General features: G+C 60.6%; 13 protein-coding genes. 6 read left to right on the forward strand and 7 right to left on the reverse strand.

Annotated features, from left to right (window positions below; all coding sequences use genetic code 11):
* Nucleotides 1–38: 38 nt before the first annotated feature.
* From ASTEX_RS03375 to ASTEX_RS03390, 3 genes are all read right to left on the reverse strand, one after another.
* On the reverse strand, nucleotides 39–2,249 hold the full coding sequence (locus ASTEX_RS03375; RefSeq protein ID WP_013478202.1) for a DUF6311 domain-containing protein: 2,211 nt from the start codon (nucleotides 2,247–2,249) through the stop codon (nucleotides 39–41).
* A gap of 210 nt (nucleotides 2,250–2,459) precedes the next feature.
* Complete coding sequence (locus tag ASTEX_RS19760; protein WP_013478203.1) at nucleotides 2,460–3,470, reverse strand: SRPBCC domain-containing protein; 1,011 nt, start codon at nucleotides 3,468–3,470, stop codon at nucleotides 2,460–2,462.
* The gene (locus ASTEX_RS03390; RefSeq protein WP_013478204.1) at nucleotides 3,457–3,774 is read right to left on the reverse strand and encodes a metalloregulator ArsR/SmtB family transcription factor; all 318 of its coding nucleotides are present in this window, start codon (nucleotides 3,772–3,774) and stop codon (nucleotides 3,457–3,459) included. The genes ASTEX_RS19760 and ASTEX_RS03390 overlap by 14 nt, the downstream gene beginning before the upstream one ends.
* Before the next feature lie 103 nt (nucleotides 3,775–3,877).
* Between ASTEX_RS03390 and ASTEX_RS03395 the strand changes: the two genes are divergently transcribed.
* From ASTEX_RS03395 to phhA, 3 genes are all read left to right on the forward strand, one after another.
* Entirely contained in the window at nucleotides 3,878–4,171 is a 294-nt protein-coding gene (locus ASTEX_RS03395; RefSeq protein WP_013478205.1) for a hypothetical protein, read from the forward strand.
* Nucleotides 4,172–4,280: 109 nt separating this feature from the next.
* On the forward strand, nucleotides 4,281–4,613 hold the full coding sequence (locus tag ASTEX_RS03400) for a 4a-hydroxytetrahydrobiopterin dehydratase (RefSeq protein WP_013478206.1): 333 nt from the start codon (nucleotides 4,281–4,283) through the stop codon (nucleotides 4,611–4,613).
* Nucleotides 4,614–4,616: 3 nt separating this feature from the next.
* Complete coding sequence (gene phhA, locus ASTEX_RS03405; RefSeq protein ID WP_013478207.1) at nucleotides 4,617–5,483, forward strand: phenylalanine 4-monooxygenase; 867 nt, start codon at nucleotides 4,617–4,619, stop codon at nucleotides 5,481–5,483.
* Nucleotides 5,484–5,530: 47 nt separating this feature from the next.
* Here the strand turns inward: phhA and ASTEX_RS03410 are convergent, their stop codons facing one another.
* The gene (locus tag ASTEX_RS03410) at nucleotides 5,531–7,177 is read right to left on the reverse strand and encodes a M28 family metallopeptidase (protein ID WP_013478208.1); all 1,647 of its coding nucleotides are present in this window, start codon (nucleotides 7,175–7,177) and stop codon (nucleotides 5,531–5,533) included.
* 348 nt (nucleotides 7,178–7,525) lie between these two features.
* Between ASTEX_RS03410 and ASTEX_RS03415 the strand changes: the two genes are divergently transcribed.
* Genes ASTEX_RS03415 through ASTEX_RS03425 form a run of 3 tightly spaced genes read left to right on the forward strand, consistent with a single transcriptional unit; the run spans nucleotide 7,526 to nucleotide 12,219 of the window.
* Entirely contained in the window at nucleotides 7,526–9,826 is a 2,301-nt protein-coding gene (locus ASTEX_RS03415) for a glycosyltransferase family 4 protein (RefSeq protein WP_013478209.1), read from the forward strand.
* A 21-nt stretch (nucleotides 9,827–9,847) separates the two neighbouring features.
* Complete coding sequence (locus ASTEX_RS03420) at nucleotides 9,848–11,146, forward strand: glycoside hydrolase family 130 protein (protein WP_013478210.1); 1,299 nt, start codon at nucleotides 9,848–9,850, stop codon at nucleotides 11,144–11,146.
* On the forward strand, nucleotides 11,146–12,219 hold the full coding sequence (locus ASTEX_RS03425; protein WP_013478211.1) for a DNA topoisomerase IB: 1,074 nt from the start codon (nucleotides 11,146–11,148) through the stop codon (nucleotides 12,217–12,219). Before ASTEX_RS03420 ends, ASTEX_RS03425 begins: the two co-directional genes overlap by 1 nt.
* Here the strand turns inward: ASTEX_RS03425 and ASTEX_RS03430 are convergent.
* The 3 genes from ASTEX_RS03430 to ASTEX_RS03440 are packed head-to-tail and all read right to left on the reverse strand — an operon-like array spanning nucleotide 12,216 to nucleotide 15,168.
* The gene (locus tag ASTEX_RS03430) at nucleotides 12,216–13,775 is read right to left on the reverse strand and encodes a response regulator (protein WP_013478212.1); all 1,560 of its coding nucleotides are present in this window, start codon (nucleotides 13,773–13,775) and stop codon (nucleotides 12,216–12,218) included. The two genes, ASTEX_RS03425 and ASTEX_RS03430, sit on opposite strands and share 4 nt — an antisense overlap.
* Nucleotides 13,775–14,344 carry a chemotaxis protein CheB gene (locus ASTEX_RS03435; RefSeq protein WP_013478213.1) on the reverse strand — a complete coding sequence of 190 codons (570 nt, stop codon included), beginning with the start codon at nucleotides 14,342–14,344 and terminating at the stop codon, nucleotides 13,775–13,777. The genes ASTEX_RS03430 and ASTEX_RS03435 overlap by 1 nt, the downstream gene beginning before the upstream one ends.
* Nucleotides 14,341–15,168 carry a CheR family methyltransferase gene (locus ASTEX_RS03440; protein ID WP_013478214.1) on the reverse strand — a complete coding sequence of 276 codons (828 nt, stop codon included), beginning with the start codon at nucleotides 15,166–15,168 and terminating at the stop codon, nucleotides 14,341–14,343. The genes ASTEX_RS03435 and ASTEX_RS03440 overlap by 4 nt, the downstream gene beginning before the upstream one ends.
* Nucleotides 15,169–15,242: the final 74 nt, after the last annotated feature.

Consider the following 15,242-nt stretch of genomic DNA (forward strand, 5'->3'; position numbering starts at 1 on the left):
GCAAAAAAGCCCGACCGAAGCCGGGCTCACAGCAGGTATCACGGCTTCTGAGGGGCCTGCTGCCCGGCGGCAGTACCGACCTGTTGCGCTTTGATTGCGGCCTCTCTTACGCTTTCCTGGGCCGCCGCGATTTTGGCCTTCTTTTCGGCCTCTTCCTTCTCACGCACGGCGGCGTCTTCGATGGTCAGGCGGAACAGCTTCATGCCCCACTGGCGTTCATCGTCTCCCTGACCCAGCTCCTTCAGCGACAGCGGGTCGCGCACGATGAAGGATACCTTCATGTCGGGGCGGTTGAACACCGACGGCGGCAGAGGGATATCCTGATAGGAGCGGATTTTTTCCAGCTCCATCGTGGCGCGTTTGCGGCCATTGATCAGCACGTCGACCGTCATCGGGCGGAAGAAGCTCTTGGCCACCAGCCGGATCGACGGCTTGACCGGGCGTTCGCCGCTTTCGAACTGCACCTCCTGAATAGGGATGACGAGCTCAGCGCGTTTACCCAGCGTCCAAGCCCCGTCGGCTTCTGGCGCGGCCCAGTTCTTGTCGAGCAGGCACGAGCCCTGATTGAGATAACCGAAGCCCATGCGCGCCTTGATTGGCTTCCATTCGGGCTGGCTAAGAGGCAGGTTGCGCATCGACTGCGGCGGAATGATCCACACGCCGTCCACCTCACGCATCAGCGGCTGAAGATTGGCCGGGGCGATGCACTGGTTGAGAAAGACGTAGAGGTTGTCGTTGTTGATATTGCCGTTAAGGTAGGCTTCGCGGCCTTTCAGCTCGATGGCACGCTGCTCATAATTTTCTCGCGCCATATACATGGTGTTGACATAGCGCTGCTTCGAAACGGCGCGCCAGGCGATTTCATAGAACAACTTGTCGTTCAGGTGGACCTGCGCCGGATAGAAATCCACGCCTTTGGCCCCGGAAATTAACTTGTCCCAGATAGGGTCGGGTGCCTGATCGAAGATAACCGGGCTGGTGGCCAGTTCGGTCTGCTTGCGCATGGCGGCGATAAAGCCCTGAAGGTCGATCAGCTGCACGATGATGACGAGCGGCAGAGCCACCTTCATCACCTTGGGCCGCGACTTATAGACAATCACCAGCGCGATCAGGATCAGGGTATAGGCGATGGGCCAGAAGAAGCGGCCGGAGGCACGAAGCACCGCAAGCTTGTCTAAGAGGTATTTCGGCAGCGGCAGTTTGAACAACACAATGTCGTAGAACTGCACGTGGTGAGAAACGGCGATGACGAGCAGGCAGATAAAGGGGATAATCAGCGGCTTGGCGCTGTCGATAAAGGGGCGCGCCTGACGGGCCGAGAAGGTGATCTGATAGAGCAGAAGCGCCCCCAGCAGAAGGCCCAGAATGCCTAGGCCCATATACTGATAGCCTTCGAAATACTGCCCCATATCTTGCGGGTGGGCCTTGATGAAGAAGGAGAAGTCGGGCTGTACAGGGTTAAACGGCGCATCGAGCCCCATCGAGTAGAATCCGAACCCGCGCGCCTGCGCCGATGAGCCTGAATAGGCCCCTGAGATGCCAAGCGTGATAAACGGGCAGATAAAGACCAACGCCGCGTCGCGCAGGATCTGCAGTACCCGGGTGCGGTCTATGGCCTTCGCCGCGGGCACGAAGATGCGCAACACGTCTGCGCCCCACACCGCGGCCATCATGAACAGCATGTAGGGGTGCAGGAAGCCGGTCAGACCCAGCGCCGTCGCGTACCAGATGTTCTTTTTGCGCTCATCTTTGACGTTAAAGAAGATCCATAGCGTCCACAGGATGAGAAAGTGCGCGACCAGCGTGTCATGGCGCATCCGGTAATAGAGGGCAGGAAGAAGCGACATGATGATCGCCCCGGCCAGAGCTGACCACGGCCCCGGTGCGTGCGGTCGAACCAGCTTCCATGCAAAGAAGAACTGCATCACCACGCACAGCAGGAACCACGGCCCGATAAACTGGAAGTTATCGGGTAGAAGCGGGCTGAGCGCCTTGAAGATAAAGGAAAAGAACGGATTGGAGTCCGTATAGATAATGCTGACCCCCGTCGGCCACGCCAGCAGGTTCTGATAATTGAACGGCCACGCCCATGGCACATTGCGAAAGGCGTGCCAGCCCAGGACGTGCTGCCCCCAGTCCTCGTCCAGCAGCCAGCCGATGCGGGTCGGGTCTAGGATCTCGATATGGAAAAACAGGCTGAACAGCAGGAGCGGCATCGCTACGATCAGCAGACGACGGGCCCAGGTCACAACATGCGGCAGGTACGACGGGATACGAATGGGAGGGCTCTATCGAAAAAGACGAGGAGAGGGTCAGTTCTGATGCGGCGCATCATAGCGAAAACGCCGCACATCACAAGTTGCGTGATCAATCCTTAAAACAGGGCAAAATTCAGGCGCGATTTTTTCGGAAATCGCGCCTGAAATCGGTTTTTATCAAATAGTAGTGGTCGGTCCGACTTAGGTCACTACGGCCACCAGCTTCTCCAGCATAAAGGCCCAGCCGTCACGGGTGCGCCCGGCATAGTCTGCCCATTCGACGCTCATCGTATGGGTAAGGCTCAGGTGGCAGCCGTGCGGGGTGTCAGTCAGGCGCAAGGTGACCCGACTGTCGCGCGGGTCGCTTTCTCCGGCGATACCCCAGCTAAAGCTCATGAGGTAAGGGGCTTCGATCTCGTAATAGTGCCCCACATGATCGATGAGCGCGCCTGCACGCGCAACCTTGAAGGAAAAAGCGCCGCCCGGAACGGGATCAAGGTCGATATTCAGCACCTGTTCCTCACGCACCTGCGGTCCCATCAGGAAGCGCTGTATCAGGGCCGGGTCGAGCCATGCCGCAAAGACCCGCGCCGCCGGCGCGGCAAAGGCCTTTTCGACGTTAACCGCGATAGCATTATGGTCACGTTTGCCTAAGGCCCGCTGATACGCGGCTTCGACATGGGCAAAATGGCTCCAGAAAGGGCGGGGGCGCAGACCGGACAACACAGATTCCAGTGTGTCGAGGTGGGTGTGCCAGCCGCCCGTGTGGTTCAGCATCAGATGACGAACGGCGTCGGGATGGCGGTGGCTGAGACGTAAGAGGACACGATCGCCTATGGCCTTCAACTCTATGGTCACAATGCCGGTCTTTTCCGGCGGGGCATCGTCATGAGCGGGCCAGGTGAAGACAAGGCGATGCGGGGGAGAAACCTCAAGCACTTCAACATCAAAATGCACCGGTTCGCGCATCATGGCGAAGCGTTCCGGGGCGATCTCGCCCGACAAAGCCGTGTGGTTGAACGTCATTGTCTGGCGACCGGTGCAGCTCATGTCGCCGGCCATGATCCACCGTGCGCGCTTGTCGCTGTCGGCGACGTAGGACCAGACGCGCGTCAGCGGGCCAGGCAACAGACGTTCAAATATCAGGGTGCCGTCCTCAAACAGCTTGCCCTCACATGGGGGTGTTGGATCGGTTTTTTCACTCAGGTTCATCCGGATTCTCCGTCATCAGCAAGGTTTCAAGGGTATCGAGCGCCTGCGTCCAATGGCGACGGGTGCGGGCGATCCAGTCATCCATCTCGTCCAGCCCGGCCTTGTTGAGGCGGTAGATCCGCTGCTGCCCGCGGACCTCGACCGTAACGAGGTGCGCGGCTTTCAGGGCATTCAGGTGTTGCGAGATGGCCGGCTTGGACAGGGTAAAGCGAGCGGCGATGTCTCCGGCGGCCAGAGGTGCGGACGCCAGATGTTCGACGATCTTTCGGCGGGTAGGGTCGGCAAGGGCGGTGAAACTGTCCATGTTTTTATAATTAAGTACAGGCTTAATTAAGTCAATGCAGAAATGATGAACCGTTGACAGAACTGCGTTCTGGTCGTTTTCTGACACGCGGGAGGAAGTGATTTTGAACCGGAGCTGGCGTTTGCCGCTAATGGCGGCGGGGATTGTGTTGTTGCTGACGGCCTGTGCGACGCAGGGGGCGGCCCCCGAACCGTCCGTGCCGGGCTTCTGGACGGGGCTGATCCACGGCGCCATCGCGCCCTTTGCCCTGATCGGCCATATTTTCGATCACAGCATCCGCATCTATGCCGTTCCCAATACAGGCGGCTGGTACGATTTTGGCTTCCTGCTGGGCCTGTCCTTTATCTGGGGCGGCGGCTGTGCCGGGGCCGGCAGTCGCCGAAGCAAGGTCGACTAAAGATCGGAGGTTTTGCGGAAAACCATTTTGCGAAACCGGCAGCAGGACGGAAAAAAAGAAAGATTTTCTCGACCTTCGAGGGGATCATGTGTGTTGAAGAGGACCCGTCATGCCCCCTGACCTGCCCCCGACCACGCTGTTATTGCCCGCTGAGATCGACGCCCTGTCGCAGCGTCTGCCGCTGTGGACGCGCGAAGCGGGGGATAAGGCCATAAAGCGCCATTTGCACTTCGTAGATTTCGCAGCGGCGTTTGGCTTTATGAGCGCCGTGGCTCAGACGGCGGAGGCGATAGACCATCATCCGGAATGGTCCAATGTCTATAATCACGTGTCGATCCGTCTAACCACCCACGATAAGGGCGGGCTCAGTGATCGCGATGTGGCGCTCGCCGAAGCGATAGATGCAGCGGCAACCCGGTTTAACGCTGTTTATGGAGGGTAAGGGATGGACACGCACGCTCAGCCCACGCGTCACGGTATAGTCGGTGGGTATGTGCCTGACCGTCCTGACTGGACCATCCCACAGAACTGGGAGGCCTATACGGCGAGCGAGCACGGCATCTGGCGTACGCTGTTCGAACGCCAGATGCAGATTATTCGCGGCCGGGCTTGCAACGAATATATGGACGGCCTGAGCCAGTTGCCGATCACAGCCGAAGCCATCCCCGATTTCGACGCCCTGACCGAAGTTCTCTACCGCCGCACCGGCTGGACAGTGGTGGCCGTGCCCGGCATGGTGCCTAATGAGGTTTTTTTCGACCATCTGGCCAACCGGCGCTTCCCGGCGGGGCAGTTTATCCGCGACGGGCGCGAACTTGACTATCTGGTCGAGCCGGATGTGTTCCACGACCTGTTCGGCCACGTGCCGATGATGATGAACCCCGTCATGGCCGACTTCATGCAGGCCTATGGCGAAGGCGGTTTGCGCGCCGAAAAGCTGGGTGTGCTCGACCGGCTGGCGCGGCTCTACTGGTACACGGTCGAGTTCGGCCTGGTCGAAGAGGCCGGTGGCGTGCGCATCTTTGGCGCCGGCATATTGTCGTCCTTTACCGAGACGCGGTTTGCGCTGGAAAGCCCTTCGCCCAATCGCATCGGCTTCGATCTGGAGCGCGTCATGCGCACCGTCTATCGCATCGACGATTTTCAGGAGGGCTATTTCGTCCTGCCGTCAATAGACACCCTGCTGAGCTTGGCGCAAAAGGACTTCGGGCCTCTCTATGAGGCGCTGGCCGGGCTGCCTGACCTGACGCCGGGCTGCCTCGAAGCCACCGACCGCGTATTTCACCGTGGCACGGGGGACTATCATCGGTAAGGCCTCCCCTGAGGATCAGGGGAGGCCTCTCTTCGTTGGTAAGCGCTCTATTTCCGCTGATCGGCCGACTTATCGCGGGCGGTTTTGAACTCGGAGGTGGCGCGCCATTGCGGCCATTCGCGCGAATGGGCCAGCTTCGCCCCGATCTGGTAATAAAGCGTGACGTCCTCGACCATGCCCGCCATGTCCCAATCCGCCGACCATTCGTCATCGGCCTGATGGTAGCGCTTGTCGCGGTAGTCGGCTTCCTTGGCCGTACCCGCGTCTATGCCGCCCTTGATCAGGTCCTTGCCACCCTTGGCATAGAGCATCGGCACGCCGCGCTTGACGAAGGGGAAGTGGTCCGAGCGGAAGAAGTAACCCGCTTCGGGTTTTTCATCGGGCGACAGGATACGGTTCTGTGCCCTGGCGAAGGTGCCGAGATCGTCCTCCAGTGACGACTGACCATTGCCGACGACCACGATGTTTTTCGTCGCGCCAAACACATTGAGCGCATCCATATTGATACCCGCCACTGTCTTTTCCAGCGGATAGACGGGGTTTGAGGCGTAGTATTCCGAGCCCAGAAGACCACTTTCTTCGCCGGTAAAGGCGATCATCACCACGCTGCGGTCGGGTTTGGGGGCTTTGCCAAAGGCCCGCGCCAGCTCCAGCAAAGCCGCAATCCCGGTGCCGTTATCGACCGCGCCATTGAAGATCTTATCGCCATTGGCGTCGGGTGCGCCGATGCCGATATGGTCCCAGTGCCCGCCATAGACGACGGTCTCATCCGCGTGTTTGGAGCCGGGCAGGCGTGCGATGACATTGTGCGAGACGATCTCCTTCGCCGTTACCTGATAGCCGCCGCTGAGCGTGGTCTTCAAGTCCACCGGTTGGAAGTCTTTGGCGCGCGCCGCGACCTTCAGCACGTCAAGATCGAGGCCCGCCTGAGCAAACAGGCTTTGTGCGGTTTCGGCTGACAGCCAGCCTTCGAGGCCGGTAAACGACTTTGACGGGTCAGGACGCACAATATCGAACTGCGGTCCGGTCCACGAATTTTTCACCGTCCCCCAGCCATAGGAGGCCGCCGCCGTGTCGTGGATGATCAGCACACCCGCCGCGCCGTGCCGGGCAGCCTCTTCGTACTTGTAGGTCCAGCGCCCGTAATAGGTCATGGCCTTGCCACCGAAGGTGTTGGCCTCAGGTGCATAGAAGTCCGGATCGTTGATCAGCACGACCACGATCTTGCCCTTCACATCGACGCCCTTGAAATCGTCCCAGCCGCGTTCCGGGGCCGTCACGCCATAGCCGACAAAGACCAGCGGCGTGTCCTTGAAGCTGACATCACCGAGCGCGCCGCGTGTCGAAACCACTATGTCCGTACCCGACGTCAGCGCCGTCGCCTTGCCGCCACTGCTCAGCGAGAGGGCGGGGTTTTGCACCGTGAACTGGCGCAGCTTAACGGCCTGCGTCCACTGACCTTCGGGGCCGCCCGGCTGAAAGCCCGCCGCGGCAAAACCCTTCGACAGATAGTCGATTACCTTGGGTTCGGCGGGCGTGTTGATGCCACGGCCTTCGAAGCTGTCGTCAGACAACGCCTTCACATCGGCGGACATGCGCGCACCGGAAATGTCTGGCGTCTTGAGGGCGGCAGTGGCCGGAACGGACAAGGTGAGGGCCAGCAGGCTGGCAGCCATAACGGGTCGGAAAGACATGCAGCGCTCCATCGGGATCAGTTTCAAATGAAGCTAGAGCGGAATGATTTCTGATGCAATCATTGCGCATAAACCGATCTTGACGCGGCGACCAAGGTGGCTGAGCCCAAACCCTGAGCGGGGCAAAGCAAAAAATGCCTCTGAGCAGGTGTCAAGATCATGTCCGGCTTATGGCGGCTTTCGCTTTCCTCACTGCATCTTTATCCCTTAGCGGCCCATTGTGAGGTTCTGCGGACGGATCGTCCCACGCCTTTTTCTTCTTCCGACTTGTGATTTTCAGCAGCTTTCTGGCGGTATTTTGCGCCGGAGCCGGTCCGTCGACGCTGTTTTTTTCGCGAAGGGTTCGCCATGCTTCAGGATAAGCATTTTGCCGTCGAAACCGAGGCCCACAGCCTTGATGATATTCTCAGCCGTGCGCGTCTCAAACCCGAAGCGGGCCTGTCGCGCGTCGCCGTGATCGGGAACTTCCCGCCGCGTCAATGCGGCCTGGCCACCTTTACCCGCGATATCTTCAACTGCCTGCACGAAGCCCTGCCGTCGGCGCGTTTTGAGGTGATCGCGATGGACGATCACGCCGGGCCCTATGCTTATCCGCCTGAGGTGACGCGCCACCTGGGCCAGGACGATGTCGCGGCCTATCGGCAACTGGCCGCCGATCTCAATGCCGCCCGGATGCAGGTACTGTTCGTGCAGCACGAGTACGGCATTTTTGGTGGCCCGTCGGGCGCACACCTGCTGGAATGCCTTGAGCGGGTCGATATGCCGGTCATCACCACCCTACACACGGTGCTCGAAACCCCCAATGCAGACCAGCGCCGCGTAATGGAGGGGCTGATCCGCCTGTCTACGACTCTGATCACCATGGCGCAAAAAGGCGAGGACATCCTCAAACGGGTCTATGGCGTGCCGGCCTCGCAAATACTGGTGGTGCCGCACGGCGCCCCGGCACGGTCCTTGCGCCCTACGGCCGAATTCAAGGCTCGGTTGGACGCCGAAGGGCGGCGGGTATTGTCCACCTTCGGGCTGTTGTCGCCGAACAAGGGGATAGAAACGATCATCGAAGCCCTGCCGGCGATCTCTGAAGCCTGCCCCGATGTGCTTTATTTCGTTGTCGGCGCCACCCATCCCAATCTGATCTTGCATGAGGGCGAGGCCTATCGTGAACGCCTGATGGCGCGCGCTGAGGCGCTGGGCGTCGAAGACCATATCCGCTTCACCAACCGCTTCATGTCCGATGATGATCTGATCGACGTACTTCAGGCAACCGACGTCTATGTAACGCCCTATCTGACCGAGACGCAGATCACGTCGGGCACACTGAGTTATGCATTGGCCGTGGGCAAACCGGTGGTGTCGGCGCCTTACTGGCATGCGGTTGAGGCGCTGGCCGACGGGGTCGGCGTCATCTGCCCCTTCCGCGACAGTCCCGCCTTTGCGGAGGCCATTATCGACCTGCTGAGGGATGAGGTCAAACGGGAAGCCATGAGCGAGCGTGCCTATGAGGCGGCCCTTCCGTCGCGATGGAGTGCGGTGGCATCCGCCTATACGAGGCGCGCTCGCGCTGACATTTCGGCAAAGGGAAAGGCAGTGTCAGCGGTCCCGTCGATTGGTTCGGCCCCGGCCTGGCGCGCCATTCTGCGGCTGTCGGATGATTGCGGCATGGCCCAGCACAGCCGCTACCGCCTGCCCGACCGCGCGCATGGTTACTGCACCGACGACAATGCCCGCGCCCTGATGCTGATGGCCCGGCGGGCCAGGTTCGAGCGTTTTGACGAACAGCGTATAGACCTCGCCTACCGCTATGCGGGCTTTGTCAACCACGCCTGGAACCCGCAGACGGGCCGCTTCCGCAATTTTATGAGCTTTGCCCGGCAGTGGCTGGACGAGGGCGGATCGGACGATTGCTGCGCCCGGGCTTTTGAAGCCCTGATCGAGGTGCTGCGCTCACCCCTGCCGGACGATCTGCGTCAGTGGGCGCGCGAACTCAGCCAGCGCGTGTTGCCGCACGTCGCAGACTGGACGTCGCAGCGTGCCCGCGCTGTTAGCCTGCGCGCTTTGGATGCCGCGGTCGATGAGGTGTGTGAGGCGGCGGAGGTCCTGCGGTTGATGCGGGTGCTGGCCGAACCGCTTCACGCCGGCTATTGCCAAAACACCCCGGTAAATGGCTGGTTCGAGCCCGCCCTGTCCTACGACAATGCCCGCCTGCCCGAAGGTCTGTTGCTGGCGGGAAAGCGCCTCGGCAATGCCCGCATGGTTCAGAATGCTCTGAGTGCCAGCGTGCGCATCATGGCCCTCCAAACCGCCGAGGCCGGTCATTTCCGACCCATCCCGACCCGCAGCTTCGCCGCTGGGCAATCGCATATGGGCGGGCATGAGGCCCTGTTCGATCAGCAGCCGCTGGAGGCGCAGGCCTCCATCGAAGCCTGCCTGACGGCGTGGCGTGTGACCGGTGAAGCGAGTTGGAGGGCGCAAGCCTTGCGCGTTTGGCAATGGTTCCGCGGTCATAACGATCACGGCCTGAGCCTGATGAGCGAGGACGGTGGCTGTTGCGACGGCCTGACCGTTAACGGAGTTAATGAAAATCAGGGGGCGGAGTCGGTGCTGGCCCTGCACCTGAGCTGGTGCGCCCTGAAGGATTCCGGATTGTAAGCTTCCAGAAACAGAGTGCCTATGAAAGAGATCAAGTACAGCGACATCGTGCTGCGCGCCGACCCTGAGCGCGTCGTTCTGCGTCCCTTCACTATTTCGGTGGAGCCCTACAATACGGCGCTGGGGACCATGTCGCGGGCTGAGCGCATTTGTCGCTCGCTGCTCAAACTGACGCGCGAGGAATGTTGTGCCGAACTGGACAGCGTCAGCCGCGATTTCAGCGGTCGCCACCTTCAGGCCCGCGCGATTTTCCTTGATCGTTTCAGGGCGATAAAGGCTATGATCGGGCGTGGCATCGAAGGCATGGACGAAATCGACGAAGACCACGCGGCGCTGATTGGAGCTTATTTCTGTCAGGAGTATTCCTTCGAAGCGGCCGCGATCATGAACCCGTCTGTCGTCGTCCACCCGGAACAGACGGATGTGCCGCAAGGCGCGGTGCGTTTTCTGATGTCGGTACGCACGGTGGGGGAGGGACACATCTCGACCATTTCCTTCCGCGAAGGCGTGTTCCATGCCGACGGTACGCTCGATCTAGAACCTGATTCCGATTTTATCGTCGCCGCCAAACCGGCGCAGGGGGCGACTGATGGCCCTGTGACGCTAATGCGTCACAAGGCCTGCTCCGTTTCGGGCACGGTCATCTTTCCGGTAACACGCGCTCAGTCGAACGGCCTAGAAGACCTGCGTCTGGTCCAGTTTACCGAAGACGACGGCGACACCACCTATCTGGGCACCTACACGGCCTATTCAGGGCGTGAAATCGGCTGCGAACTGTTTGAGACCGAGGATTTTGACACCGTCTATTTGGCCCCTTTGCGCGGGCTGGCAGCGACGCATAAGGGGCTGGCCCTGTTCCCGCGCCGCATCAACGGACGCTATGCGGCCATCGGGCGGTTGGACCACGAGAGCTTGTTCTACCTCGAGAGCGAAGACCGCATGGTGTGGAACTATGGCGACCGCATCGTATCGCCCAAACACCCTTGGGAAATGGTGCAAATGGGCAATTGCGGCTCGCCTATCGAGCTGGACGCCGGGTGGCTAGTCTTTACCCACGGCGTCGGCGCCATGCGGCGCTACTGTCTGGGGGCGGTGCTGCTCGACAAGGCCGATCCGCGTCAGGTCATTGGCCGGTCGCGTACACCCATTCTGGCTCCCGGCGAAGACACGCGCGAAGGCTATGTGCCCAATGTCGTTTATAGCTGCGGCGCGCTAAAACACGGCGACTGGATCCTGCTGCCCTATGGCGTGGCGGATTCCTCGATCCGTTTCGCCTCGCTGCACGTCGATGACATTCTTCAGCACCTGCGTCCCTTCTGATGGGCGACACCCCGCCCGTCATAGAAGCGGTGGCGGACGCCGCGGAACAGGCGAAGGCCTATGGCCTGCGCCACGTCAATGACCGGCGGCCCGGCTTTAAGCGGCGCCACTTTGGTCGCCGCTTCGTCTATTTCGACACTAAGGGTGTCAGGATCGAAGACGAAAAGGTGCGTGCCCGCATCGACCGGCTGGCCATTCCGCCGGCGTGGAAAGACGTATGGATTTGCCCGTTCGCCAATGGCCATATTCAGGCGACGGGCACGGATGCCAAAGGGCGCAAGCAGTACCGCTATCACGCCGACTGGCGCAGCGTGCGCGATGCCACCAAGTTCAGCCATATCCTGCGCTTCGGTGAGGTGCTGCCGCGCATCCGGGCCGCCGTGCGCGCCGATATGGCCAGACGCAACCTAAGCCGTGAAAAGGTACTGGCCAGCGTCGTTTATCTATTAGAAAAGACGCTGATCCGCGTCGGTAATGATGAATACGCCCGCACCAACAAGTCCTATGGCCTGACGACGCTAAAGGACGAACACGTCTGCGTCGAAGGCCATAGCGTGCGCTTTCACTTTACGGGCAAGTCGGGCAGGGCGTGGAACCTGAAACTAAGCGACCGGCGTGCCGCAGCCGTCATCCGCCGCCTTCAGGACCTGGGCGAGCAGGAATTGTTCGCCTGGGTCGATGAAGGGGGGCGGGTGCACGACGTCACTTCGTCAGACGTCAATGCCTATTTGAAAGAGATCAGCGGCGAAACCGTCACCGCTAAAGACTTCCGCACATTTACGGGGACGGTGCTGGCGGCGCTGGCGCTTCAGGCCTTCGATGCCTTTGAGACCCAGACCGAGGCCAAGCGGAATCTCAAGGCAGCGATCGAAGACGTGGCACGCCGGCTCGGCAATACACCCGCCGTATGCCGCAAGGGCTATGTGCACCCAGAGGTGATCAATGCTTACCTGGATGGTGCCCTGAGCCAGCAGATTGTCGACGAGATCGACGCCGAACTGAGCGATGCGGTGGAACTGGACCCTGATGAGGTAATGGTTTTGGGCTTCCTGAAAAAGCGCCTGTCTGCTTAAGCCCGAATTTGGGCCAGGAGGCGGTTGAGGCAGTCGAGATTAACCGGCTTGGTCAGGTGGTGGTTGAAGCCCGCTTCAAACGCCGCCTGACGGTCGCTGTCCTGCCCCCAGCCGGTCTGGGCGATCACCACCGTGTCCTGTAATTGCGGCCGTTTGCGCAGTTCGCGGCAAACTTCGTAGCCATTCATACCGGGCATACCGATATCGAGCAGGATGACGTCGGGCGTCTCGCTGTCGGCAGCGGCCAGAGCGGCGGCCCCATCGTGCACGGTGCGCGTATGGTGGCCGATCAGGTCGAGCATCCAACTGGTCGTTTCAGCCGACTCGCGGTTGTCATCGACCACCAACACGTGCAACGCGCGCGCCGCCTGCGCTTCGCTCAGACCGTCGGCTGTGGCATTCGGAGCTTCGGCCAGAGGCAGACGCAGTTCAAAGGTCGAGCCCTTGTTGGCCCCCGCGCTTTCGGCGTGGATCGAGCCGCCGTGCAGGGCAACCAGCTTCTGCGCCAACGCCAGACCAATCCCTAACCCGCCCTGCGCACGGTGAATATTACGGTCCACCTGCGTGAATAACTCAAACACTCTTGGTAGCATGTCGGCGTCGATTCCGAGCCCGGTATCGCTGACGCGGATGATGGCCTGCGCGCCATCGCGGCGCAGACTGAGGCCGATGCGGCCGCGTTCGGGCGTATACTTGGCGGCATTGTTAAGCAGGTTGGCGACGATCTGCGCTAACCGCGTCAGGTCGCCATCGACCCACAGTTCCTCAGCCGGGAGGTCCAGCGTAAAGGTGTGCCCGGCGAGGTCAATGACGGGACGCGCGGTTTCCACCGCTGCCTCAACCACCGAACGGAGGGTAAGGTGATCGCGCTTAAGCTCGATCTTGCCCTGACTGACGCGCGACACGTCCAGAAGATCGTCGACAAGGCGCACCAGATGCGTCATCTGACGGTCCATCATGTCGCGTACTTGCGCCGCCATCGGGCTGTCCGGGGCCATGCGCAGAATCTGCAGCCCGTTACGGATAGGCGCCATCGGGTTGCGCAGTTCGTGCGCCAGCGTGGCTAGGAAGACGTCCTTGCGGTGATCGGCCTCGCGCAGGGCCTCGGCTGCGCGCTGGATCTCGTCACGCTGCGCCTGAAGAGCGTCGCGCTGATGCGCGATCTGGCGGCGCTGGGCGTACAGTTCGACGAAGACCTCGACCTTGGATTTGAGGATATCGCCGTCGATAGGCTTTTGCAGGAAATCGACCGCCCCGGCCTCATAACCGCGGAAACGGCGCTCGCGGTCGGTGGTGCCGGCGGTCAGGAAGATGATGGGGATGCGTCGCGTGCGTTCGGCCCCACGTAGAGTCTCGGCCAGCTCAAACCCGTCCATCTCCGGCATCTGCACGTCGAGCAGAGCCAGCGCTACCTCCTGCCGCAGCAGAATTTCCAGCGCCTCGACGCCTGAGCGCGCCTTGAGTATGGTCAGGCCGTCACGACGCAAAAGGGCTTCGAGCGCCAGCAGATTTTCTTCGAGATCATCGACCAGCAGAATAGGGGCGGGGGTGTTCATCAGGCGGCCTCTGCCAGCAGTTCGTCAGCCAGTTGATCGAGAGGGCGTACGAGCGCCTTCGGGCACAGAGACTGGGCGGTTTCAGGCATTAGCCGCGCATAGGCCGTCTCCGGCGACTGGATCAGGCCGCGCCCTCCCTGCGCCATAACAGCGCGCAGGCCACCTGCGCCATCCTCGTTGGCGCCGGTCAGGATCACCCCGGTCAGACCCGGCCCATAAGCATCCGCCGCCGTTTCAAACAGCACGTCGATAGAGGGGCGCGAAAACCACACCGGCGCTTCGTTCGAGAGTGCAATGGTAAAGTCGGGTTCAACCATCAGGTGATAATCGGGGGGGGCGAAATAGATGGTGCCGGCATCGATAGGGGCCTTATCTTCGGCTTCCACGACCTTCATACGGCATTTGTCGCTGAACAGATCGGCCAGAACGCTGTGCCGGTTTGACGGCAAGTGGATGACCACCAAAACCGCGCAGTGGTCCGCCGGCAGGTGCGGCAGGACGGCCGACAGGGCTTCTACGCCTCCGGCCGAGGCCCCAATGACCACGGCCTTGCGGGGGAGCATGCTCATGCGGCCTCCCGCTTCTGATAGAGGCGCTCATCGCGGGCAAATTCGTCGAATTTGTAGTGATGATCGGTGAAGCGCAGCGTCTCCTTGGCCCCTAGCCCCAGAAAACCCTTGCGCGACAAAGAGTCGGCAAACAGGGCCACGGCACGGTTCTGAAGGTCGCGGTTGAAATAGATGAGCACATTGCGGCATGACACAAACTGCGTTTCGGCAAATACCGCGTCCGTGACCAGCGAATGGTCGGAAAACACCACGTGCTTGCGCAAAGACTTATCGAAGGTGGCTGCCCCATAAGCGGCGGTGTAGTAGTCCGCCAAAGACGTCTTGCCGCCCGACAAGCGGTGGTTTTCAGTAAACAGACGCATCCGATCAAGATCATAGACCCCGGCCTCGGCCTTGCGCAGCGAATCCTGATTGATGTCGGTGGCGTAGAAAAGGGTGCGTTCTTCGAGGCCTTCTTCGCGGAACAGAATGGCGAAGGAATAGAGCTCTTCGCCGGTCGAACAGCCGGCGATCCACACCTTCAATGAAGGATAGGTTTTAAGGTGGGGCACCACCTTTTCGCGGATCGCGCGGAAATAGGCCGGATCTCGAAACAGCTCCGACACCTGTACGGTCAGATAGCTCATAAGGGCCCCCAGCATGGCTTCTTCGTGCAGGACCATGTCCTGAAGCATCGAAATCGAGCGGCAGCCGAAATGGTCGCGCGCCTGAAACAGACGGCGTTTGATCGAGGCCATGGCATAGCCCCGGAAATCATAGTGATATTTGAGATATATCGCCTCAAGGAAGAGGCGGACTTCTATATCCTCGATCTTGTTATGCACAACACGTCACGCACGCCAGCCGCTAAAAGGAAAGCCACTGTAGGGTTATCGTGTATAAAAATAAAATCAGTAAC

This window comes from Asticcacaulis excentricus CB 48, assembly GCF_000175215.2.
Classification (GTDB): domain Bacteria; phylum Pseudomonadota; class Alphaproteobacteria; order Caulobacterales; family Caulobacteraceae; genus Asticcacaulis; species Asticcacaulis excentricus.

Coding starts and splice junctions, on each gene's coding strand:
- phhA (WP_013478207.1), top strand. CDS start 4,617: ATGGACACGCACGCTCAGCCCACGCGTCACGGTATAGTCGGTGGGTAT.
- ASTEX_RS03430 (WP_013478212.1), bottom strand. CDS start 13,775: ATGAACACCCCCGCCCCTATTCTGCTGGTCGATGATCTCGAAGAAAAT.
- ASTEX_RS03410 (WP_013478208.1), bottom strand. CDS start 7,177: ATGTCTTTCCGACCCGTTATGGCTGCCAGCCTGCTGGCCCTCACCTTG.
- ASTEX_RS19760 (WP_013478203.1), bottom strand. CDS start 3,470: ATGAACCTGAGTGAAAAAACCGATCCAACACCCCCATGTGAGGGCAAG.
- ASTEX_RS03425 (WP_013478211.1), top strand. CDS start 11,146: ATGGGCGACACCCCGCCCGTCATAGAAGCGGTGGCGGACGCCGCGGAA.
- ASTEX_RS03390 (WP_013478204.1), bottom strand. CDS start 3,774: ATGGACAGTTTCACCGCCCTTGCCGACCCTACCCGCCGAAAGATCGTC.
- ASTEX_RS03420 (WP_013478210.1), top strand. CDS start 9,848: ATGAAAGAGATCAAGTACAGCGACATCGTGCTGCGCGCCGACCCTGAG.
- ASTEX_RS03400 (WP_013478206.1), top strand. CDS start 4,281: ATGCCCCCTGACCTGCCCCCGACCACGCTGTTATTGCCCGCTGAGATC.
- ASTEX_RS03435 (WP_013478213.1), bottom strand. CDS start 14,344: ATGAGCATGCTCCCCCGCAAGGCCGTGGTCATTGGGGCCTCGGCCGGA.
- ASTEX_RS03415 (WP_013478209.1), top strand. CDS start 7,526: ATGCTTCAGGATAAGCATTTTGCCGTCGAAACCGAGGCCCACAGCCTT.